This window comes from Lacticaseibacillus yichunensis, from assembly GCF_003946405.1.
In the GTDB taxonomy this organism is placed as follows: Bacteria; Bacillota; Bacilli; order Lactobacillales; family Lactobacillaceae; genus Lacticaseibacillus; species Lacticaseibacillus yichunensis.
Genome location: NZ_RHOG01000010.1, coordinates 21,214 through 43,800, shown reverse-complemented (window position 1 = coordinate 43,800; position 22,587 = coordinate 21,214). Strand labels below are relative to the sequence as shown.

The following is a 22,587-nucleotide window of genomic DNA, read 5'->3' as shown; positions in this document are numbered from 1 at the left end:
CTTATTTTCTTTACATTCATACACACTTTCTTCACGCAATTATTACCACATCAGGCCATCGTTTTACATTGGGTCGGTATCGTCATAGACGTACCAAATATAACCGTAAAGGATGATCAACTATGACCCACGCATCGAAAACGATTTTTGGCCTCGCCGCACTGACCCTTTTTTCCGCCGGTGCTTTGACCGCCTGCTCGACCAAAACTGCAGAAGCCGACAAAGCCCAAGATCCGCTCACGATGGTCTTTTACCCAAACGAATCCGCCAAGAGTTTCGCTGGCTCGCGTGACGAGTTGAAGCGTCTGCTGGAAAAAGCCACCGGGCGCACCGTCAAATTGCAAACGACGACGGACTACAACGTCGCGATTCAGTCCCTTGCTTCTGGTAAAGCGCAGATCGCCTTCATGGGCGCCTCTGGCTACATCCACGCGCATGCCCTGAACGATAAAGTCCAGCCGATCGCTGCGATCTCCGGGCCAAAGGGAACGCTCGAGGGTGCGGCGTACAACAGCTACTTAATGGTGCCAAGCGCCAAAGCCGCCCAATACAAAGTCGGCGACAGCTACAGCCTCGACAAGCTCAAAGACGCCCGCTTCTCCTTTGTCTCCAACACCTCGACATCCGGTTTCGTCGTGCCAGCCGCAGCGATCGTCAAACATTTCAAACTCAAAGACACCCATTCTCTTGAAAAAAGCGGCGACTTTTTCAGCAAGGTCCTGTACGGTGGCTCCCACCAAGGTTCAGCCGTCAACTTGATGAAAGGTGACGTCGATGTCGCCGCGTTTGATGACGTCGATCTGCGTCCGTACCTCGAAGTGACCAAGGGCGATTACAACACCGCGGGCAGTGAGTTCACGGTGAAAAAAGATGCCCCGGAACCATTCCAAGGCTTGGCCGGTAAAAAAGCCACCGCAATCTCTGTTTTGCCTGTTCAACGCGAGCCATGGGTGCTGAACACCGAAAAACTGGACAAAGCCACCCAGGCCAAGATCAAGGACCTTCTGTTGACCAAGGAATTTGCCGATGATGAGAAACTCTTCTCCAAGCCGGATGCCAAAACGCCGATGCTGTTCGTCAAATCCACCCCAGAGACCCGACTGGTAGCCGTGGATGACGCATGGTACAAGCCGACGCACGAGTTGATCGGCAAATAATGCTGACCGTTTCGCACCTCACCAAAACATATCCGAATGGCAAGCGCGGCTTGATCGATGTCGGGTTCTCGATCGCGCCGGGCAGTGTGACCGCCATCATCGGACCCTCAGGCGCCGGCAAGACCACCTTGCTGCGCTCCTTAAACCGACTGCTCACTCCTGAAGCCGGCGAGATTCAGCTCGGCAACCAGGAGATGCGCCAGCTCCCACCACGCGCGCTTCGTTTGGTGCGCCGCCAGATCGGTATGATCTTTCAGGACTACAACCTGATTGAGCCCTTGTCCGCGCTGGAAAATGTGCTGCATGGCTGCCTCGGTCGCAAGTCCTTGGCCGCGGGGATGTTAGGGCTTTATACCAAGGAAGAAAAAAAGCAGGCGCTGACCCTACTTGAGGAAGTCGGCCTTGGCGACTATGCGCTTCAAAAAGCCGGCAGTCTCTCCGGCGGCCAAAAGCAGCGGGTCGGGATCGCACGCGCCATGATGCAGGCCCCACAAGTGATTTTGTGCGACGAGCCGATTGCCAGTCTCGACCCCGCCTCGACCCACACCGTGATGACCCTCCTGAAGGACCTCGCGATTCAGCATGACTTGATGGTGATCATCAACCTGCATCAAGTGGATCTCGCCCGCGAATTTGCCGATCACATTCTCGGCGTCAATGCCGGCCGCATTGTTTTTGACGACGGCCCCGCCGCCCTTTCAGATGAGGCGTTGGCCCATATCTATGCGGCACCAGAGGAGGCCGCTTATGGCTGAGTTGACGCAGTTTTTCAACCGACAGCGGTGGCAGCGTGCTGCGACCTTGATGATGCTCGCCCTGCTGCTTGTACTGCCGCAATGGCTGCTTCATGTCGATTTTGCCGATGCCTTGTTTGGCATTGGCGCCGGTTGGCAATGGCTGGGCAAAAATTTCATGCCGAACCAGGCGGCACTCGGTGATCTCGGGGAGATTCTGCACCAGCTGGGCCGTACGATCGTAATCGCCGTGGCCGCCACGTCGATCGCAGGGGTCGTCGCCTTGCTCCTGGCACTGGCTGGCGCCAAGACCACTAGTCGCCTGCCACTTGTGCAAATGGGCGTGCGCCTGTTTGCCTCGTGCATGCGCAACATTCCATTTGTCGCCTGGGCGCTAGTGCTCCTTTTTTCCTTCAAGCAAAATGACTTCACGGGTTTTCTCGCGCTGTTTCTGATGACGATCGGGTATCTCACGCGCGCCTTTGTGGAGACGCTTGAAGAAGTACCACGCGGGGTCATCGAAGCGCTCGAGGTGACCGGCGCGCGTTACTGGCAGATCATCGGCCAAGGCGTGCTCCCCGCGGTGTCTGCCCCCCTGATGAGCTGGCTCCTGTACATGATCGAAAATAATATCCGCGATGCCACCTTGGTCGGCATGCTGACCGGGACGGGTATCGGCTTTATCTTCGATCTGTACTTCAAAAGTTTCCGCTATCCCTCGGCCGGCTTGGTGGTGCTCGCGATCATTGCGGTGACGATCGCCATTGAATTGACCTCAACAAAACTAAGGCAGGTGCTCGCACAATGATCGAAACCGATATTTCAAGTCAGCGGCGCGCCCCTCACCCACCGGCTGCGCCACATGCGATCGCCAATCCGGCACGCAAAACCACGCGCATCCTGCTCGCAAGTCTGGCACTGATCACGCTGTATGCGCTGGCGACGATTGCCCCGGATAACGTCGATCTGGGTGTCGCCGGAAAAAGCTTCCTTCACAATCTTGACCTGATGTTTTTGCATCCACATCTCGGCCAAGACACGCTGGCCCAGCTCGTGGACGCCTTGGCCCGCTCGATTGCTTTGGCGCTGTTGACCACCTTGATTGGGGCCGTGATTGCCTTTGGCCTTGCGCTTTTCACGGCGCGCAACCTCGCCCCCGCCCCACTGGCCACGGCCATGCGTAGTCTGATGGCCCTCATTCGCGCCATCCCCACCATTTTATGGGTGCTCGTGTACGCGACCGTGATCGGCCTAGGCACAGAAGCCGCCGTGGTCGGCCTCTCCTTCCACAGTGTGGCCTACCTGGTAAAGGCCTTCGCCGAATCCTTTGAGGCTGTCCCGCAGGAAAAATTGGACGCGCTTCGCGTTTCCGGCGCCCGGTTTGGCTTGGTGATCCGTCATGCCCTTTGGCCCAGCGTCCGCCCCAGTCTTTTGAGCTGGACGTTTATCCGCTTTGAGATCAATTTTACCAATGCCGTCGCAGTCGGCGCCGCCGCTGGTACAGGCGGCATCGGCTACTACCTGTTCATGAGTTCCGCCTTTTATTTTGACTTCCAGGAAGTCGGCTTGATCGTGTACCTCGTGTTGGCCTTTGCCATCCTGCTTGAAATGATCGCCGTTGCCCTGCGGAAACATCTGGCCAAAATGGTCTAACACGATCACCCAACACAACAACGCCTCAACCGGCTATGAAGTTGGAAAAACGACACCTAGACGAGGAGTGAGACAATGCCACTTGAAGCTGTGCTTTTTGACTGGGCAGGCACCACGATCGATTATGGTAGCCGCGCCCCCTTACTCGCATTTCAACAGACTTTTGCCCATTACGGCATCAGCCTGTCCGACGAGGAGATTCGCCGCGATATGGGCTTGGATAAAATGGTCCACATTCGACAATTACTGAAAACGCCAGACGTTGCGGCCACGTTGGCGACAATCTTGCCAACCGATGACCAAGGGGAAATGGCCGCCACGATCTTTGCCCGATTCAAGCGCACCCTGCTCGAGATACTGCCAAAAACGGTGGTTCTCAAGCCCGGCGTTCGCGCGCTGGTCGACTACCTGGACCTGGTCAAGATTCCGTATGGCACAACCAGCGGCTACGATGCCGACATGATCGGCCGCATTTTGCCCCTGGCCAACGTCGCCGGTTACCATCCGCGCGTCAATGTGACCTCGGAAATGACCGCGGGTATCGGCCGGCCTGATCCGGCCATGAACCGCTTGGCCATGGCCCAGCTCGACGTGAGCCATCCCAGCCAAGTGCTGATCGTTGGCGATACGATCAACGACATCAAGGCCGCCTTAGCCGCTGGGGCCCAAGCTGTGGGCATCATCGAAGGTTCCAATCTACTCGCCTATTCCAAAAAAGACTGGCACGCGCTTGACGATGACGTGCGCGCCGCATTGAAGGAACGCGTGCGCATCCAATACGAAGCGGCCGGGGCGGATCTGATCGTCGATGACGCAAGCGAACTGTTGCGCTTGTTGCAACAGGCACATAAAGAGGAGGTCACGGCATGACCCCCTACCTGCTTTTGACCCCAGGCCCACTGACCACAACCGCCGCGGTGAAAAACGCGATGATGCGCGATGTCAGCACCTGGGATGTCGACTACAATGCAATCGTTGAACAGTTCCGCAAAGACCTGCTCGAAGTCGCGCAAGTCGATGCCACCCGTTACGCCGCAGTCCTGCTTCAAGGCAGTGGCTCCTATGCCGTGGAAGCAACGATCGGCACTGCACTGCCAGCGGATGGGTGTTTGATGATCGCCGTCAACGGCGCGTATGGACGCCGGATGTGTGAAATGTGCGACATCTTAGGCATCAAATACGTCGCCATCACCTTTGATGAGACGACTCCCGTTAATCTGGCCACCTGCGAGCAAGCCTTGATGGCCCATCCGGAAGTTACCCATTTTGCCGTGGTCCATTGCGAGACCACGACCGGGATCCTCAACCCGATTCAGACGCTCATTCCGGCCATGCACCGCCGCGGGTTGATCACGATCGTCGATGCGATGTCCAGTTTTGTAGGGATTCCGATTCACACGGACGCGCTGCACATCGACTACTTGATCTCAAGCGCCAATAAATGCCTCCAAGGCGTGCCTGGTTTTGCCTTCGTCATCACCCGCCGGCGGGTGATCGAGGCCACCAGTGGGAATGCACGGAGCCTATCACTGGATCTCTTCGATCAGTTGCAGACCATGGATGCGCATCATGGCAAATGGCGCTTCACCTCCCCAACCCATGTCGTCTTGGCGGCGGCCGAGGCCATGCGCGAACTGCAGGATGAAGGCGGCGTAGCGGCGCGCAATCAGCGCTACCGCGACAACCAACGCCGCCTCACAGAAGGCATGCAGCAGCTAGGTTTTAACTTGATCATCGCCGCGCAGGATCAAAGTCCCATCATCACCAGTTTTGAATATCCGACTGCCAATTTCGACTTCGCTGAATTTTATGATCAACTCAAAGCACGCGGCTTTGTGATCTATCCCGGCAAAGTGGCACGAATCCCTAGCTTCCGCATCGGCAATATCGGCGCCGTTTACCCCGCCGATATCGACCGCCTGCTCGAAAGCATTGCGCAAGTGATGGCCGCCTTGGCATAACTCGCGCGCCGACTGTCAAATGACAGTCGGTCTTTTTTTCTTTCATTCGTGAAAAAATTAATGTAGCATAGTTGTATCTTCACATTTCAAATCATTGGAGCCCACGCTATGTCTTCTGCAGAACTGATCATCAATGAACACGCCGGTAACGCCCGTGAAAAGGACGCCCTGCCGGCACTGATCAAAACCGTTGCAACCGTGTTTTCCCCGGTGCACGAAAATCATACGCAAGCCGCTGGTGATGCACGCACCATCGCGGCGCAATTGGTTGGCCAATATGCCGACCGCCTGGATGAACTGACCATCATTGTGATCGGCGGCGATGGCACTCTCCACGATGTCGTCAACGGCCTGCAACAGACCGGGCATCCGGAAGTGGCGATCGGCTACATTCCCACTGGCACCGGGGACGATTTTGCCCGCGCCAATCACATTCCCCTGAAGTCCCAGGAAGCGGCCAACGCCCTCGTGCATGCGGTGGCCAAGCCGATTCGCATCGGCCAGATCACCTCCCGCGAGTATGGCCAGCAGTGGTTCATCAACAACTTCGGTATCGGCATCGATGCGCTTGTGGTCTATGCGACCAACCATTCGGGCTCGAAAAATCTGCTGAATGCGTTGAAACTCGGCAGCTTGTCGTATCCGCTTCATTTTGCCACCGCGCTGGCGAAGCAAAAACCCTTCACCTCAACATGGACAAATGCCCGAGGCGCCCATCACTCCGACCGCTCCTATCTATGTGTCTTCACCAACCATCCGTTCCTCGGCGGCGGCATTCGGCTGATCATGCCCGAGGCCGATGATCGCACCAACCTGCACCTGGTGATCGTCGAGCGCGAACGCTGGCAGGTGCTCGCCAAGGTTTTGCTGGGAATCTTGCGGCACCAGCCAAATGATCCAGCGATCCACCATTATGTCAGCCCACAGTTCGAATTTTCAACAGAGGCGAACGAACATATCCAAGTCGACGGCGAAGAGTTATCAACGCCGCTTCACGCCACATTGACTCAAACCACGCAACTGTTCTTACTGCCGTGAATCAAATAAGGGCCGAGACGCATTGCCTGTCTCGGCCCTTTTGATTCCCCCAAAAATTGGCGTAGCGAATCTAACTGGCCGCGCTGCGCAACCAGTGGAAGCGGCGCCGCCTCAATGCCGCCTGATCGGACTGAACATCGGCTCGGTCCACCCAACACGAAAACCCTGATCGATCGCCAGATTCATCGATCGCATGTGGGAAAACTGCGTGCCATAAACCACCAGCCAGTCCGGCCGCCGTTGTTGCATCTCAGCGGCCAAGCCACGCACCACCATGCCCGCTAACCCGCGGCGGGCAAACGCCGGATCAAGCACTTCGATTCCGATCTCCCAAGTGTAGCGGCCATTTTGATTGGCGCCAGCCACGATCTTCAGCTGATTTCCTTCAAAGTAGCCCATCCCCAACAGATCCGGATCATCGTCATCAAACGCAAAGGCTTCGTGGATGCGGGCATCAGTGCGGAAAGCTGCGATCTCATCTCGCTCGATCAGTCGCAGATGTGGCTCGGTCGGCTTGGCGAGTGGCCCCTTTGGCAGGAAAAACGGCGCGTGGTTGGTGATCTGCCAGCCAAAAGAGTGTAAGAGCTGGTCCAACTGCCGAAGCGTTGACCACTCGAAGAACCATTGTCCCGGCGTCTGCGCGAAAGCCTGTTGCAAACGAGCCGTCAGCTGGGCATTTGTGCACCGCACAAACAGATGGTCCTGATAGATCACCATGTCACCGGCGCCGCGTGCCCAATACCTGGCGCCGGCGTTCGCCTGACCCGTGATAAAGACATTCGCGTCCCCCTGAAAAGTCGCTGGCGCAAGGCCAAACTCTAGCGCAAATTGATTCGTGATCGTTGTCACCCTGTCCACTTCCTTTAGCTGTATCGTACCTGCTCCAAGGCAAAACCGCCAGCACGATATATGAAGCAGGGACGGAAAAAAGCGCACCGAATTTTTTTCGATGCGCCTTCCGCAAACACGCTGACAAATCGGCAGAAAATGGCTGTATCCCTGCTCACAGCACGACAAAGAGGCCCCGAAAGGCCCCATTTTTATCTTGATGCGATTACGTGACTGCAGTGCCCTATGTGACCGCCAGCATGCGACCAACTGGCGGGACCCTTTTCACCTCGTGTCCACGGACGATGTTACTGTCCGCGGCCCTGGCCACAATTGTAAGACTCGTGGCCGTCGTGGCTTCATACCCCTTGAAACTAGGAGATCAATCCTAGTCCCAAGCGGCCCCGGGAAAAGCTGATGATGCTCGGAACCCGGCGCACCGGGTGGATCTCCGAAAAATTGAACAGGAGAGCAGTAGGTTAGCAAGGCCTACACCTGCAATCGAGAATTCTACTTTATTTTATATGGTAAGCGGTTTCTCGTCAACAAAAACTGCTCACTTTTTGTCAGCAATTTTCGACTGTGCTTGTTCCGCCAATGCGGCGTCTTTTGCGCGTCGCACTGCCCGTGTCACAGTGGCACGGGAAACGCCATAATGGTCGGCCGTTTGGATCTGCGTGTGGGTCTCCAAGTAGCGTAACACGGCGCGCTCCTTGACTGGGGTCAAAACAGGTGGCCGGCCCTCCCGAAAGCTCGGGTCCTGCATCATCTGCACCTTGCCAAGCCGCATGCGCTCCTGCAGGAGAATCCGATCGGCCTGAGTCGCCACGGCCAGCAGCGTCATTTTTTCTTGCGTCAAGTCGGTCATGGCCCCATCGCGCGCCACGAAGTCACCAGCCGCCCCGGTGGCTACTGTGATTCCGGCGGCAAGCAATTGCTCCAGAAGCAACACGATGGCCTCCAACGACATGCCAAGCCGATCCAGACTCGCCACGATCAGCGTGTCGCCTGGCGCGAGTTGGTTCTGAAGCGCCAGCCAAGCACTGTTATCCGTTGCGTCATCCTGGTAGATCACGTCCGGTCTTTTGGCCGCGACTTGTGCGCGCTGATGAGCTGCCTCTGAGTCATCCCACGCACGGATATAGCCATATTGCATGTGCACGCCTCCTCATTGCAATTTTACAGTTTGATGATACCCCAAATTTTGGCGCGACACCAAGATGACGCCTCGCATTATTTAGCGCGCAAGGCCTCTGGCAATTCCTCCAGCAACAGATTGAGATTTTTCGTGAAGCTGTCCAGCTGGCTGAATGTCTTATTCTGGAACCAGCCCGAGGCAACGTTGACGATCTCGCCAACGACATAATCGCGAATCAGCCGGTTCAGCAGCACCCGCTGTGGCTCATCGGCGGCCAGCTCGATCAAAAGTGCCCGCACGCGTTCCCGAAACGTGGCCATGGCCGGATTTCGGTCATAGCTGATCGTGCCTTCGCTGCTGAGGCGCATGGTCATGGTAAAAACAGGATAGTTCGCCAGCCCGATTGTTCGCACAGTCAAAGCCAGCGCGCGGACGGCCGCTTTACCGCTGAGTCCCGCCATTGCCTTTTCCGATTCCTGATTCAACTGATCGATGAACCAAAGCGCCACTTGCCGGATCAAGTCGCGCTGCGTTTTAAAATAGGGATAAAGGGCCTGCGAATGGCAATCGAGTTGCCGGGCCAGAGACGAAAATGTGACCGTTTCACCGCGATTCAGGCTATTGACGGCCGCCTCGATGATGAGTTGTTGCGATAATTTGCGTGGTTTTGACATATGACGCCTCCAATAGGTCTACTCAACCACTTACTTACAGGTTTGTAAATAAGAAGTTAGGGATGCAACTTGACACCGAACACCGCAGCGCACTATGCTCAACAAGATAGCGATTACATTTTGTCAATCAGGAGGCGCTTTATGCAATACACCACTTTGGGTCACACTGGCCTACGCGTTTCGCGCTTGTGCCTGGGCACAATGAACTTTGGCCCTCGCACCAGCGAAGAAGAGGCCGATGCGATCATGGACCGCGCACTTGAATTAGGCATCAACTTCTTTGATACCGCCAATGTTTACGGCGGCGGTAAAGGCGGCCACCAAGGCTGGACCGAGGAGATCATCGGTCGCTGGTTCCAGCAAGGTGGCGGCCGCCGGGAAAAAACGGTGCTGGCCACCAAGTTGTATGGTGAAATGCACGATCCGTTAATGGGCCCCAACGATGCGGCCGGCGTTTCTGCGTACAAGATCTACCGCTCGCTGGATGACTCGCTGCGCCGCTTGCAGACCGATCATGTCGAGCTGCTGCAGATGCATCATATCGACGAGGCCATCAACTGGAACGAAGTCTATGGGGCTTTTGAAAATGTGATCGCGCAAGGCAAGACCTATTATGTGGGCTCCAGTAATTTTGGCGCACGTCATCTTGCCTACGCGAAGGCCGAAGCCAACAACCGCCATTTTCTCGGCTTGGTCGCCGAACAGCATAAGTACAGTCTGTTATGCCGCTTGCCAGAATTAGAGGTCCTACCTGCTGTTCGTGAACTGGGGATGGGGCTGATCGTTTGGAGTCCGCTGGCTGGCGGCTTGCTCGCGGAAAACATTCTCCACCCGGATGACGACCCGAACAGCCGCCGAAGCCAGGCCGCGAAAGCTCTCAGCGAAGCACAACGCACGCAGCTTGAAGGCTACGAAGCCCTTTGCCAGGAGCTCGGGGAAAGCCAATCCACCGTCGCCCTGGCGTGGTTATTGCAAAATCCAGCCGTCACCGCCCCGATCATTGGCCCCCGCACGATCGACCAACTGGAGGCCGCGGTCCACGCGCTCGACGTTGAACTGACACCAGATGTCTTGGCGCGTTTGGATCAGCTGTTCCCAGGACCCGGCGGCCAGGCGCCACAAGCGTATGCATGGTAAGTAAGCGACCGCCCAAGTGGGCCATCGCACGCCCGGCCCAAACTACCTACCCACCCCTAAACGCTCGGCTCCGCACCCTCTAGTTGGGTTCCGCCGAGCAGGGGTGGGACATCTAATTGGCCCAGTCGCTCGGGGCAAGGTCGCCCCATGCGCCAGGGCCAAATTAGCTACCCACCCCTATACGCTCGGCTCCGCACCCTCTAGTTGGGTTCCGCGGGGCAGGTCTGAGACAGGTAGTCGACCCAGCCGCTCGATGGCATAGTCCGCCATCAATCGTCCAGGCCAAACTACCTACTCAGACCTAAGCGCCCCGCTCCACACCCTAAGTCAAATCAGTTGCGTTTCGCCTCTTTTGCGGTTACATTTACGGCAAAGGGGGCGTTATTATGTTAGATGTTCAAAATAGTCTCGCCAATCTGCAGTGGACCGTGGATCACCATTTCCTGCACATTCAAAATCAGCATCCGTTCATGCGGGCCTGGGCCGTTCAATTCGAACTGGCTTACACCGATTTTCGCGTGATTCAACTGGCCCTGCAGCTGGCCGGTGAGCACGACCTGCTCGCCCAATTCACAAAGATCTATGACCAGCTCTATACTTTTGAATACGCATTTGCGGAAGATGGCCTCGAGGGGTTCAATGCAAAATTCGGCGATCAGCTGACCACCTATGCGGACACCGTGAAGGCCTTCGACGCCATCCTCCCCACTATCGCGGCGCACCAAGTCACCAACAACTGACACGACTGAAAGGAAGACCAACATGAAGATCGGCTTTATCGGCACGGGCATTATGGGCACCGGAATCATCAACAATCTGCTCAAAAAAGGGGAAGACGTCACTGTCTTCAACCGCACCAAGGCGCATGCGGCCGCGGTTCTGGCCAACGGCGCAAAATGGGCGGCCTCCGCCAAGGCTGTTGCGGAAGCCACCGACATCACGTTTTCGATGGCGGGTTTTCCAGCAGACGTCGAAGCGATCTATTTTTCGCCTGAAGGAATTCTGGCCGGCACCCACCCAGGTCAGGTTGTGGTCGACATGACGACCAGCACCCCGGCACTAGCGGCGCGCATCGCTAATGAAGCGGCCAAGCAACAGGTCGTCGCCCTTGACGCGCCTGTGTCTGGCGGCGATATCGGCGCCAAAAATGGCACGCTGACGGTGATGGTCGGCGGCGACCGCGCTGCCTTTGCCACTTTGCAGCCAATTCTGGCAAAAGTCGCCACCAGCATCACCTATTTTGGCGAAGCCGGCAAAGGGCAACACGCCAAAATGGCAAACCAGATCATGATCGCCGGCACCATGACCGGCCTCACCGAGATGCTGGTATACGCCCAGGCGGCCGGGCTCGATCTCGCCGCGGTGCTGAAAACCGTTGGCGGCGGTAGCGGGGACAACTGGAGCCTAGAAAATTATGGGCCGCGCATCCTTGCCGGGGATTACACACCCGGATTTTTCGTCAAACACTTCGTCAAGGATCTGGGTATCGCGCTGACTGAAGCCGATGCGCTGGGTATTGAGTTGCCCGCCACACGCGAGGCCAACCGCCTCTATCAAGCGCTCATCGCCGCTGGGCAAGGCGATCTCGGAACGCAAAGTCTGATCACCACGTACGCCAGCTGGCACAACCTTGCGTAACCAAACCAAGTCAACGCGTCCGTTTCCAGGCCGCGCAAATCAGCGAACCAAAAAAAAGCCGGCAATTACGCCGGCTTTTTGCGTCTCATCGATCGATCAATTGAGATCTGCGACCGCGTCTTTGACGTCGATCTTTTTGTCGATCACGCCGTTGTCATAAAAGACGTCAGCAATGGTCTGTTGTTCTTCGACGATGGCATCGGTCACCTTACCCATTGAGTAATCGCGGCGATCGACCATTTTCGTCACAATGGTCTTGGACAACTTGAGCGTCTTGGCCAACATCGTGATCAGGTCAGACTTGTTGTTGTTCGCCCAGGTCATGTCGGCGGCCAAATACTTGATCAGCAGCTTGGACACGTCCTTGTTGTTCTTCTCGTAGCTTTCCGTTGTCAGCAGGAAGTCGCGGTTCTTAGCCAGCCCCGTATCATCCACCAGCATCGTTGCATTTTGCTGAACTTCAGCCGTGGCGGTGTATGGATCCCAGGTCGCCCAAGCGTCCACGGTACCCTTGGCAAATGCAACACTCGACGCGCTTTGATCCATGTTCACCAATTTCACGTCATCTGTGGTCAGGCCCGCCTTCTTCAGTGCCTGCAACAACATGAACTGGGCGGAGGTGCCCTTGGTGTAGGCAATCGTCTTGCCCTTTAAATCGGCAAGTTCTTTGATGTCGCCATCCTTTTTGACCAAAATGCCGGAGCCTTTGACCTTATCGGAGCCGGCTGCGACATACACGAAGCCGAGGCCCTGTGCCTGGTCAGTGACTGGCGGTGTGTCGCCAAGGCGGGCATAATCGATGCTGCCCGACCGTAGCGCCGTTGTCAGCGCCGTCCCGTCCTGGAATTCCTTGAAGACGACCTTGTACCCCTTGGCCTTCATTTCCTTGGCGAGCTCACCGCGCTGGCGGGAAATGTCGACCGGATCTGCCTTTTGATAGCCAATGGTGACGGTCTTCAGCTTTTTCGTGGTGCTGGCGCTGGCGCCGCCATTTGAGGTCCATTAGCCATACCCGGCAACCCCGATCAAGGCGAGGACAACGACGAGTAAGATCAAGAGACGTGATTTTTTCTGCTTCATTATTTATTTGCTCCTACCATCATGAGTTGGTCGCGCAATTGTGGCCGCAAGACCTTGCCTGTTGGGTTGCGCGGCATGTCGTTGACAAATTCAACACGCGTGGGACTTTCAAACTTGGCGAGGTGGTCCTTGGCATAGTCGAAAATGGCCTGCCGCTCTTCCGCCTCGTTTTTGCCAGGCGTCGTGGAGACCACCACTGCGGTCACTTCTTCACCATAGAGTTCATCTGGCATGCCGATGACTGCCAGCTGCTCAATGAACGGCAATTCATTGAGCGTATTTTCCACCGCTGCCGGGGCCACTTTTTCCCCGCCACGGGAGATGATCTCCTTTTTGCGTCCTTTGACGTAGAGATAGCCATCTTCGTCAAAGTAACCGAGATCACCCGTCAAAAGCCAGCCATTTTTAAAAGACTCCAGATTAGGATCCATGTAATGCGTGATCACGTGATCGCCGCGGATCCCGATCTCGCCAAGGACATTAGCCGCTTTGGTGTGCGCACCCGACGCAGTGAAGATCTCGACATCAGTGGCATACGGAATGCCGGCCGAGCCGATCTTCGGCGCGTCAAACGGATTGATCGTGCACTGGCTCGCCGCTTCGGTCATGCCATAGCCTTCAACGACCTGCGTGTGGAACCGAGCCTGAAAATCGCGGAGCCGCTCTTGTGGCAACGCAAATGAGCTCGAACGCACATAGCGCAGGTGGACCTGGTCCTTGAGGCGATCATAAGCGGCGTTGGCCTTGTCGTTCAAAAGCAGAAACGAAATGATCGTCGGCACCACCGAGACCCAGGTCACGTGGTCCTCGGCACACTGGTCCCAAAACCGCGAGGCGGAAAATTTCGGCGTGACCACGATGCGCGCGTTGACCACGCGACTCGAAAGTGTGGACATCACCTGGGCATTGATATGAAACATCGGCATGTTGATCATGGCGACATCATTTTCCGTCATGTGGTTCGACTTCGCATTGTGCTGGGCCGCATTCAAGATCATTCGGTGCGTGAGGCCGACCCCTTTTGGCTTGCCGGTAGTACCAGATGTGTTCAAGATCAACGCCAGATCATCGTCATCCGGCGTCTGGGGCAAAGCCGGCTGGCGGGCACCAAGAAGCGCACGCGAGGTCAGCACCTGCAGGGTCGGATTCGAGAGGAGTGGCGCCGCCAAGTGGTCAAAGGCCGGCAGCGACCAAGCATCGGCCAATTCCGGCGTGACCAGCATTAATGGGTAGCGATGTTCTTGCCAATCCGCCTGAAGTTCTGCGATCGGGGTGGAGGGTGAGATTGGATGAATGATAATGCCAAGGTCCCAAGCGGCCTGGTTGATCAGCGGAAAAACGGCTGAGTTTGGCAGGCACACCAACACCACATCTTTGCGGCGCAAAATGGCGGCGCGGAACATTTTTTTCAACGCGGCAACATCTTGCTGCATTTCCTGGCCGGTGAACCACCGGCCCATGCCTTCGTCCTTGATAATGCGACGAGTTTGATTATTTTCTAGCTGCTGCAACAGCAGTTCTGTCAACGCGGTCATGCGCACCGACTCCTTTTCGATTGTGTTTTAGAATATGCCACTGCGGCCGGCCAATCAGGATGCCAAATGGCGGCACCTTGAAGCAGAACCACGCAATGCCAAACGAGATGCCGAGCACCAGCAGATAGCCAAACGGAATCAGGACCAGCAGCGCCGTGTCCGATAGCGTGACTTGAGCCAGGAGCGCCCGCAAGATCGTCAGGCCGATCGTTTGATCCAGATAAATGCCAAACGAGATCTTCGCCCCGTTTTTGACAAATGTTTCAAACCAACGCGGAATGCCATTTTTGCGCCAATCCGCATAGCGCTGACCCAGCCAAAAGACGAAGATGATCATCATCGTGTCATAGATCAGCATGTACGGTTGGTGCGGCGACACAGCGGCCGAATGCGTGCGGTCGAGCACAAGGCGGTTCCAGAAGTAATACGGCACTGTCCCAATCGCCAGCAGCCCGGTCGCCGTGGCGATCGGCTTGATATGTTTGCGAATAAACGCGCTGACGGCCTGGTAATGCAGTGAGACATAGGTCCCGAAGATGAAATAGAACTGATAGGTGAAGACGTTGACGCCATATGCACGGAACCACCAGAGCCAATTGCTGCGATCGATACTCGGCAATGCGTATTTGATGAAGAACATCAGGCTCAACTGAATGAGAAAACTGATGATCACGATGCGGCCATGTGCGTGTTCGAAATGTTTGAACAACGCCACCATCAGTGGGAAAAGCAGATAAAGCTGCAACGTGACCAAGATGTAGTAGAGATAGAATTGATCGCCATGAATCAGCGCAGACCAGAATGTCGCTGGAAAATTCGCCCAGGTGTAACCCGGTAGCGAGAGCACCACCGCCAAAACAAGCAGACCAAAATTCCACAGCAGGTACGGCCAGCCCGAGCCGGCGAACCGTTTTTTGAAAAATGTTGGCCAGTCATCGCGGTGATAATAATTCAGCGTCAACACCAGCCCGGTCATGAACATGAAGCCCATCCGAGTAAAATGAATCAATAAGTGTGTCGATAATAGCGCCATATGTTGCCAGCCAGTGGCGTTAACCATTTGCTGGGAAAATGCGGTGGTCGAGTGATTCAGCAAGACCCCAAAGATGAAGAAGATCCGCATCATGTCGACTTCGTAAAGGTAAGGCTTCTTTTTCTTCGGCGTGGCCGCTGCCGGCGCATCGCCGGCCTGGGTTGCGGCGCTCGCCATCAGCTTGGTCCTATCAGTCACGAGCGGCCACCGCCTCTACTTGGGTTGGGTCGTCGTCTGGCCGCAAAATCACCTGCAGCACTTCTTCGGCAACCTTGGCCACCGTTTCCGCGTTTTGGCCTTTTGCCCCCGCAGCCTCATAGACATTGGTCCCGTTTTTGATCACAATGATTCGGTCCGCCATGCGCGCCGCCTCATCGACATCATGTGTGATCAACAGGGTCGTCAGGTGTCCCTGGTCACAGACTTGGCCAATGAATTGTTGCATGTTCCGCCGGGTCAGGGCATCCAGCGCGCCCAGTGGTTCATCAAGAAGGAGCAGCTGGGGATCCGCCATCAACGCACGCGCTAAGGCGACTCGCTGTTTTTGCCCCCCGGAGAGCTGGTTGGGATACTGATCGGCAAAATCCTTGAGGCCGACACTTGCCAGCGTTTTTTTCGCTTTGTCTTGCTGGGCCTTGTCATGGCTGTCAAAAGACAAATTATCCAGCGTCGTCATCCATGGCAGGAGCCGATCGTTTTGAAACATGACTCGCACGACCAGATCCGCCTGTGCGCGTGTAATTGTGCCTGCTGTCGGTTGTTCAAGCTCGGCGATCAGGCGCAAAATGGTGGATTTCCCGCCGCCGCTCATGCCGACCAAGGCCACGAACTCACCGGGGTAGATCGTAAAATTCACATCATGAAGCGCCGTCTTGTCGCCGTACGTTTTGCCAATTCGATCAAGGGTGATCAAAGTGGTTTCCATTAGCCTTCGCTCCTTCCTGTTTGCTGCCAGCCGAGGCAAATGTCTTCAAGCGCCTTAGCAATCAGGTCAGAAGCCTTGCCCAGCAGCGCATACATCAAAATGCAAAGCAGGACGGTATCCATGTTCATGAACTCCTGCGCGTTGGTTGCCATGTAGCCGATGCCGCTGGAGCTGGAGATGGTTTCAGCCACGATCAGCGTCGTCCACATCACCCCAAGTGCGTAGCGGATGCCGACCAAGATCGTCGGCAGCGCCCCGGGAAAGATCACCTTGGCGAGCAGTTGGCGCTTGCTCAACCCATAGGCCTTGCCCATTTCGATGAGCTCCGGGTCCACCCGCGTGATGCCGTGATAAGTATTGATATAGACTGGGAACATGACGCCGACCGCGACCAGCGAGATCTTCGCCCCTTCGCCGATGCCCAGCAAAATGATCACCAATGGAATAAGGGATAAGTGCGGGATGTTGCGAAGCATCTGAATCGTGGAGTCAAAAAGCGCGCGGCTAACTTTCGACAGACCATTTGCCATGCCGAGGATGAACCCGATCGACCCGCCGATCGCAAAACCGGTCAACGCGCGAAACAGACTGATGCTGACATTTTTCATCAGCTCACCGGACGCGGCTAGTTTTACCCCATCTTGCAAAACAGCCAGCGGTGATGGCAACAGATTACTATTCAGCCAGCCTGCCGACACGGCCACTTGCCATGCAAGGATGATCAACACGGGAATCACCCATGGCAACACCCGCTGCCAAGAAAGCGGTCTATGAGTTTTCTTTGTTTTCGTCATTCCTGTCACATTTTCCATCTCTTCATCTCCTGACGTATGAGAACAACATTAGAGTTAAAATGTGATAATAGTGTGAACTAATTGGGATGAAATCCTAAAAATATCAGGTGTTACTAAGCCGCGATTCCCCTGCTGTCATCCGGGTCCCCTGCTCATGAGGAACAGCCGTCTATGAAAGCGGCAACACCGAACCGTTTTCTGTGGAAGCTCTCATTTCACAAACGTTTGTTCCACGTGCTTGGAAAAATCGGGCACAGCAAGACACAAATAGGCGCAGGACCTGTTTTCGTCCTGCGCCATTCGCGTTTGTTCCTATTAAATGTCTCAATCCGTCTGATGAGCTTGCCGCATCCGGGGCAAATGACCGGCAACAAGCACCAGCACCACCAGCCCCGCTGTCACAAAGATTGTGGCTTGCTGCAAAAATGGTTGCAATGCCCCGGCCAACGCAACGCCAGCCAAAAATCCGAGGAGGACCCCGCCCATGTTGGTCGCTCGCAATTTGGCTGTACGATCCCGCCGAATCCAAAGATCATATAGCGCCTCGACAAACGTCCGAAGGTTCCCAGTCATCATTAACGGAGTGAAAGGCTTGCCGCGCAACTCACGAAATTCCTGCAGTTGCGTGCCGGCCACCATCGACAGCAAGCCCGTTACCCAAGGCAGGGACGTCAAGGTCGCAAGCGCCCCGGCAAGCAGAATCAGGCCCAGCTCATAGGCCAACATGACGGAGCTTCGCGTCCACCGCGCCGTTTTTGGGTACCGATGCTGAATCAGCCGCGCAATCAGCGTCCCTAACCCAAACATCACCAGTGGCGTCACATAATGCCAGGCTGCCTGCCACTGTCCGGCGCCCAAGTGAATCCCCAACAAGATCAAATTTCCCGTTTGCAGGCCGGCAAAGACTTGGCCTTGCGTCAGATACGTGTAACCATCGAGACTGCCCGCGACCGCCGCCAACCCCATCGCGACCAGTAATCTTGTGTAATCTGGTTGTTTTCGCATGTTCCCCCTCCTTTAAATACGCAGACTTTACCGCCATTTTTTCGCAAAGGCAAGTCACACGATCGTCATTTTTGTCATGGTTGCGAGAATGCAACAACCTTGTGACAATGTTGCATTTCACAGTTTATTTGTCATCCTGTTGTTTTTTGACTGAGACTTCGATCTTGTATGCTGAGCCTTGTCAAAAACGATAGGAGTGACCCAATATGAAAAACAAACCCATGACCTTCCTGTTCGCCACTGCCGTCACGCTCGGCGCCACCGCCCTTTTCGGCACGCGCCAACAAGTCAGCGCCAGCACTCAAGCCGGCAGTTATGTTGTTAAAGCGGGCGACACCTTATCCGCGATTGCCGCCACACAGCAAACGACCGTTCAACAACTCACATCCGTCAATGCGCTGAAGGATCAAAACCTGATCGTGGTCGGCCAGACACTGCAGTTGACCAGCAGCAAGTCGACAACGGCTTCCAACACGACAGCCACGCCCAACACCTATACAGTTAAAAGTGGTGATACGCTGTCTGCGATCGCGGCCTCGACCGGGGTCGCGCAGACCACACTGATCAGCCTCAATCACATCTCAAACGCGAATCTGATCTACGTTGGGGAGAAACTGCAATTGACAGCGCTGACCCAAACCACGGGGACGCAGGCAACCACTCAGACATCAGCGAGCGCAAACGCAACGACCCGAACTGCGGCCACCGTTACCACGACGACGAATACAACGCGCACCTCAACCACTTCAAAAAATTCGACCGCTTCCACATCCGCGACGAGCAGCGCCGGCACCTATAAGCTGACCTTCTACGATCCGGCTGTGCTCGGCTCCTCGCTGGGCTACAGCGGTGTGGCCGCAAACCTGTCCGTTTTTCCACGCGGGACCAAGCTCAAGATCACGCTGAGCGATGGTACCACCTGGATTCGGACGGTCAATGACACCGGCACCTTTGCCGCCAGCAACCCGCGGCAGTTAGACGTCGCAATGCCAAGCAGCTCAATTCCTTCCGCCGGCGTGTTGTACGCGACCGTCGAAGTGATCGGCTAATTCTTCAGCTAAATGATCAGCACTCAAATACAAAATCGGTTCGTCATCACTGGCGAACCGATTTTTTTGCATCAACTAATATGGCGCCATTTCGGATCCGTCAGCACGCGGGCCACCGCGAGCCCCAGCGGCAAGGCGATCACGATCAAGACCGCACGCACCACCCAAGAGGCCCCGACATCAAAACTCCCGCCGCCCAAGTTGAACATCCCGCGATACATGTACAGACCAGGCACCATGATCACGATTGCGGGCACTGTCAGTGAGATCCGCGGATACCCCGCCTTCCGATTGGCAAGTGAGGCCAACAGCCCCGCAAGCAGCGCGCCGAGAAAAGCGGCTGCGGCCGGTGGCATCGTCAGATCGACCAATTCCAAGCGTAGCGTATTGGCGCAGGCTCCGATAACCCCTGCGACCGCGGACATGGTCACGGGACTATTGAACATGATCGAGAACCCAAAGACCCCGCAGAAACTGGCCACCAAGCGACACAGTAGCAGCACCCCTGCCGACAAGCCCAGCGGCAAAAAATTGGCCGGCGACAGATGAACCAGCAGGGCAACCAGCCACCCAGTCACCGTGGCCACCGTGATCACCATGATTGCAAACATCCCGCGTTCAAGCCCCGAGCGCATGTCCTGCTTGAAAATATCGAGGCCGCTGGTGATAAACGGGAAGCCGGGAATGACAAAAAGCATCGCCCCGATATACCCGGCCTCATGCCCCGACGCGATATGAAACCCGGCGCGAAGCAGTAAAAACAGCAGCGTATACGACAGACAGGCCGCCGCAACCGACAACGCGGTGCTGGCCATGACCGTAATGTGGTGTCGCCCCATGACACTACGCAGATAATTACCCACTCCTGCGCCGACAAAACAGCACAGCATCTCGATCGGCCCACCGCCCAGCAAAAAGACGAACGCCGCACAAGCCAGCGCGGAGGCAAGCCCTAATTGCAGCGGCGAAAATTGGCCGGGCTGGTGCTGGATCTTATCGAGGCGACTATGAATCTCGTTTGGCGTCAGCCCCAGGCACGCATCGAAGTGGTCCACGAATTGCTCCATCGCCGCAAGCTTTGCGGTATTCACCCCGCTTGCTGGCAACGACAATGTCTGGGAGTAATGATGCCCTTTTTCAAAACAGGAAAAAGACAAGGTGATCAGCCCAACATCTGCGGCGCACGTCAACCCAAGCGCCCGCGACACGGTGTCCATTGCCTCGCGCACGCGCCAAGCCCCGGTGCCACAACTGAGCATCACGATGCCGACGCGACCGACCAATGCGGCGCGCGCGGTGAGACTCGTCTCCCTGATTGGCGTGTCCTGGTCGTGTTCAAAACTGTGCCAGGGAATCGCCATGTGGTGATTCGGAGAGATTTTTGGTGTGGATGCGGGTTTTTCCGCGGCAGTCATGGCGCTTCCTCCTGTTGTTTCTGAAAATGTGGATAGTCTTACGATACCACTTTTCAGCCCGCGGTGCGGGGCAGCAGTTGATTCAGCTGGGAAAATTGGGCGTCGATGCGGGCCTCGTCGATGCCGCCAGTCAAGGCCATCACCGACAAACCTTCGATCACGATCATGATGTGCTCCGCGATCACGGCCAGTGGCTGCTCGGTCAGCACCCCTTGCGCAACGCCTTGCTGAAGCATCACCATGATGGTCTCTTTGATCAACACAAATTGGGCGCGCTGGAAAGCATGATCCGCCGCCGTTTTATGCGTGAAATAATATTCGTAGACCGCCTGAAGTAGACCGCTGTCCACCCGGTGCAGCAGCCGCTCTTTTTGTCCGGCCAGATAGATCTGCCAGAGCTGCTCAAAGGCCGTGCCAGCTGCGATTGCATCTTGCATATCCTGCAGACTGTGACTGTTGCGCTCGCTGAGCACTTCGGTAAACAGTGCATCGATCGATGAAAAATACAGATAAATACCACCGCGGCTGATGCCGGCCTCATCGATCACATCCTTCATCGTCACATCAGAAAAGCCCTTTTCCTGAAAGACTTTTTTGGCGGCGCTCAGAATTTGCGCGCGCTTTTCGGCTTTTCGCTGTTCGTTGGTTCGAACTGGCATGTGTGAGACTCCTTTCAAGTTGTGTGTCGGTCCGAATGACGGGGCCATGTAGCTGAATGGCTAAGTGCGCCATCAACCGCCTAGGCCAAACTACCTGCCCCGTCATCCCGCGGGCTTCCGCACCCTATACAGTTGGGCTTCAGCCCGCATGGTCGAGACATCTAACTGGCTCGTCCACTTGGTGGCAAGGTGCGCCACCAAGCACCCGAGCCAAGTTCGCTGCACGACCATCCCGCGGGCCTCCGCACCCTATACAGTTGGGCTCCAGCCCGCATGGCGGGGACATGTAGTTGACCCGGTCGCCCGATGGCTAAGTGCGCCATCAAACGCCCAGGCCAAACTACCTGCCCCACCATCCCGCGGGCCTCCGCACCCTAAAATAATTAGTGACATTACCGTCATTATATTCTATAATCGGCCTTATGAAAACTGGTGACACACGTGTCATTAAATTTATTTTCGTTGGAGCAAGCTATGAGCGATCGTCAACATACGTTTAAAATCGTGATTCGCGCTTTGTTTATTGCCATTATTGCCCTGCAGGCGACGGTGCCGATGTTCGGCTTCATTCCGCTTGGATTCATGTCACTGACCATCATCCACATCACCGTGATCGTTGCGGCGATCATGCTTGGGCCATGGGACGGCATTTTCGTCGGCCTCGTCTGGGGCGTCATGACGATCGTCCGAGCCTACACCGCCCCAACGACGCCACTGGATACATTGGTCTTCACCAATCCGTTGGTCTCCGTCGTCCCACGGGTGCTGGTTGGGCTCGTGGCGGCGCTGGTTTTCTGGGGCGTCTACAAGCTGGTGCACCGCGTGTCCGTGGCCAGCATCGTTGCCGCCTTTTTCGCCACTTTGACCAATACCATCGGCGTGCTGTTTTTCATGGGCATTCTGTATACCGACCAAGTCGCCTCTGCCTATAAGGTCCCGTCAAGTGGCCTCTTGAAAGTTTTGGGCGGCCTGGTGGTGACCAATGGCATTCCTGAAGTGATCGGCGCCGTCATCATCACGCCGCTGATCGTCGCAGCCCTGAGCGCAGCCACACATATCAAGCCTTGGCGCACCGCGACAAAAATCGCCTGAGCACACAAAATACCCGCAAGCAGAATTTTTTGCTTGCGGGTA

22 protein-coding genes and 1 pseudogene are annotated in these 22,587 nt (G+C 56.0%); 12 read left to right on the top strand and 11 right to left on the bottom strand.

The window, feature by feature from the left end:
* Positions 1 to 122: 122 nt before the first annotated feature.
* The 7 genes from EKM95_RS04825 to EKM95_RS04795 all read left to right on the top strand — a co-directional run bounded on the left by EKM95_RS04825 (position 123) and on the right by EKM95_RS04795 (position 6,543).
* Positions 123 to 1,157: a phosphate/phosphite/phosphonate ABC transporter substrate-binding protein gene (locus EKM95_RS04825; RefSeq protein ID WP_125696713.1), complete on the top strand. Its 1,035-nt coding sequence runs from the start codon at positions 123 to 125 to the stop codon at positions 1,155 to 1,157.
* On the top strand, positions 1,157 to 1,912 hold the full coding sequence (phnC, locus tag EKM95_RS04820) for a phosphonate ABC transporter ATP-binding protein (RefSeq protein ID WP_125696736.1): 756 nt from the start codon (positions 1,157 to 1,159) through the stop codon (positions 1,910 to 1,912). Before EKM95_RS04825 ends, phnC begins: the two co-directional genes overlap by 1 nt.
* Positions 1,905 to 2,699 carry an ABC transporter permease subunit gene (locus tag EKM95_RS04815; protein ID WP_125696712.1) on the top strand — a complete coding sequence of 265 codons (795 nt, stop codon included), beginning with the start codon at positions 1,905 to 1,907 and terminating at the stop codon, positions 2,697 to 2,699. The genes phnC and EKM95_RS04815 overlap by 8 nt, the downstream gene beginning before the upstream one ends.
* Positions 2,696 to 3,544, top strand: a complete 849-nt coding sequence (locus tag EKM95_RS04810) for a PhnE/PtxC family ABC transporter permease (RefSeq protein WP_125696711.1) — start codon at positions 2,696 to 2,698, stop codon at positions 3,542 to 3,544. The genes EKM95_RS04815 and EKM95_RS04810 overlap by 4 nt, the downstream gene beginning before the upstream one ends.
* 75 nt (positions 3,545 to 3,619) lie before the next feature.
* On the top strand, positions 3,620 to 4,414 hold the full coding sequence (phnX, locus tag EKM95_RS04805; RefSeq protein ID WP_125696710.1) for a phosphonoacetaldehyde hydrolase: 795 nt from the start codon (positions 3,620 to 3,622) through the stop codon (positions 4,412 to 4,414).
* A complete protein-coding gene (gene phnW, locus EKM95_RS04800) occupies positions 4,411 to 5,505 on the top strand; it encodes a 2-aminoethylphosphonate--pyruvate transaminase (RefSeq protein ID WP_125696709.1) in 1,095 nt (364 codons plus the stop codon). Before phnX ends, phnW begins: the two co-directional genes overlap by 4 nt.
* Before the next feature lie 108 nt (positions 5,506 to 5,613).
* Positions 5,614 to 6,543, top strand: coding sequence for a diacylglycerol/lipid kinase family protein (locus EKM95_RS04795; protein WP_125696708.1), 930 nt, complete (start codon positions 5,614 to 5,616; stop codon positions 6,541 to 6,543).
* 111 nt (positions 6,544 to 6,654) lie between these two features.
* On the opposite strand, the gene EKM95_RS04790 is transcribed toward EKM95_RS04795, so the two are convergent.
* The 3 genes from EKM95_RS04790 to EKM95_RS04780 all read right to left on the bottom strand — a co-directional run bounded on the left by EKM95_RS04790 (position 6,655) and on the right by EKM95_RS04780 (position 9,183).
* Positions 6,655 to 7,392, bottom strand: coding sequence for a GNAT family N-acetyltransferase (locus EKM95_RS04790; RefSeq protein WP_125696707.1), 738 nt, complete (start codon positions 7,390 to 7,392; stop codon positions 6,655 to 6,657).
* Between the two features lie 535 nt (positions 7,393 to 7,927).
* A complete protein-coding gene (locus EKM95_RS04785; RefSeq protein ID WP_125696706.1) occupies positions 7,928 to 8,527 on the bottom strand; it encodes a recombinase family protein in 600 nt (199 codons plus the stop codon).
* A gap of 77 nt (positions 8,528 to 8,604) precedes the next feature.
* Positions 8,605 to 9,183 (bottom strand): TetR/AcrR family transcriptional regulator, encoded by a 579-nt coding sequence (locus EKM95_RS04780; protein ID WP_125696705.1) that lies wholly within the window; start codon positions 9,181 to 9,183, stop codon positions 8,605 to 8,607.
* Positions 9,184 to 9,324: 141 nt separating this feature from the next.
* Here EKM95_RS04780 and EKM95_RS04775 point away from each other — a divergent pair, with 141 nt between their 5' ends.
* The 3 genes from EKM95_RS04775 to EKM95_RS04765 all read left to right on the top strand — a co-directional run bounded on the left by EKM95_RS04775 (position 9,325) and on the right by EKM95_RS04765 (position 11,958).
* Positions 9,325 to 10,320 carry an aldo/keto reductase gene (locus tag EKM95_RS04775; protein WP_125696704.1) on the top strand — a complete coding sequence of 332 codons (996 nt, stop codon included), beginning with the start codon at positions 9,325 to 9,327 and terminating at the stop codon, positions 10,318 to 10,320.
* Between the two features lie 386 nt (positions 10,321 to 10,706).
* On the top strand, positions 10,707 to 11,060 hold the full coding sequence (locus tag EKM95_RS04770; protein WP_191988585.1) for a hypothetical protein: 354 nt from the start codon (positions 10,707 to 10,709) through the stop codon (positions 11,058 to 11,060).
* A gap of 22 nt (positions 11,061 to 11,082) precedes the next feature.
* Positions 11,083 to 11,958, top strand: a complete 876-nt coding sequence (locus EKM95_RS04765; RefSeq protein WP_125696703.1) for an NAD(P)-dependent oxidoreductase — start codon at positions 11,083 to 11,085, stop codon at positions 11,956 to 11,958.
* 96 nt (positions 11,959 to 12,054) lie between these two features.
* Here EKM95_RS04765 and EKM95_RS04760 read toward each other — a convergent pair.
* The 6 genes and pseudogenes from EKM95_RS04760 to EKM95_RS04735 all read right to left on the bottom strand — a co-directional run bounded on the left by EKM95_RS04760 (position 12,055) and on the right by EKM95_RS04735 (position 18,330).
* Positions 12,055 to 13,038: pseudogene (locus EKM95_RS04760) on the bottom strand (aliphatic sulfonate ABC transporter substrate-binding protein).
* On the bottom strand, positions 13,038 to 14,573 hold the full coding sequence (locus EKM95_RS04755) for an AMP-binding protein (RefSeq protein ID WP_125696702.1): 1,536 nt from the start codon (positions 14,571 to 14,573) through the stop codon (positions 13,038 to 13,040). Before EKM95_RS04755 ends, EKM95_RS04760 begins: the two are co-directional and overlap by 1 nt.
* Positions 14,530 to 15,783, bottom strand: coding sequence for an acyltransferase (locus EKM95_RS04750; protein WP_225423181.1), 1,254 nt, complete (start codon positions 15,781 to 15,783; stop codon positions 14,530 to 14,532). Before EKM95_RS04750 ends, EKM95_RS04755 begins: the two co-directional genes overlap by 44 nt.
* A 13-nt stretch (positions 15,784 to 15,796) precedes the next feature.
* A complete protein-coding gene (locus tag EKM95_RS04745; protein WP_125696701.1) occupies positions 15,797 to 16,531 on the bottom strand; it encodes an ABC transporter ATP-binding protein in 735 nt (244 codons plus the stop codon).
* Positions 16,531 to 17,343, bottom strand: a complete 813-nt coding sequence (locus EKM95_RS04740; protein ID WP_125696700.1) for an ABC transporter permease subunit — start codon at positions 17,341 to 17,343, stop codon at positions 16,531 to 16,533. Before EKM95_RS04740 ends, EKM95_RS04745 begins: the two co-directional genes overlap by 1 nt.
* Before the next feature lie 306 nt (positions 17,344 to 17,649).
* A complete protein-coding gene (locus EKM95_RS04735) occupies positions 17,650 to 18,330 on the bottom strand; it encodes a YoaK family protein (protein ID WP_125696699.1) in 681 nt (226 codons plus the stop codon).
* Between the two features lie 206 nt (positions 18,331 to 18,536).
* Between EKM95_RS04735 and EKM95_RS04730 the strand changes: the two genes are divergently transcribed.
* Positions 18,537 to 19,379, top strand: coding sequence for a LysM peptidoglycan-binding domain-containing protein (locus tag EKM95_RS04730; RefSeq protein ID WP_125696698.1), 843 nt, complete (start codon positions 18,537 to 18,539; stop codon positions 19,377 to 19,379).
* Positions 19,380 to 19,450: 71 nt separating this feature from the next.
* On the opposite strand, the gene EKM95_RS04725 is transcribed toward EKM95_RS04730, so the two are convergent.
* A complete protein-coding gene (locus EKM95_RS04725; protein ID WP_125696697.1) occupies positions 19,451 to 20,794 on the bottom strand; it encodes a threonine/serine exporter family protein in 1,344 nt (447 codons plus the stop codon).
* Between the two features lie 53 nt (positions 20,795 to 20,847).
* Positions 20,848 to 21,453, bottom strand: a complete 606-nt coding sequence (locus tag EKM95_RS04720; RefSeq protein ID WP_125696696.1) for a TetR/AcrR family transcriptional regulator — start codon at positions 21,451 to 21,453, stop codon at positions 20,848 to 20,850.
* 474 nt (positions 21,454 to 21,927) lie between these two features.
* On the opposite strand from EKM95_RS04720, the gene EKM95_RS04715 reads away from it, so the two are divergent.
* Positions 21,928 to 22,545: an ECF transporter S component gene (locus EKM95_RS04715; protein WP_125696695.1), complete on the top strand. Its 618-nt coding sequence runs from the start codon at positions 21,928 to 21,930 to the stop codon at positions 22,543 to 22,545.
* Positions 22,546 to 22,587 lie beyond the last annotated feature (42 nt).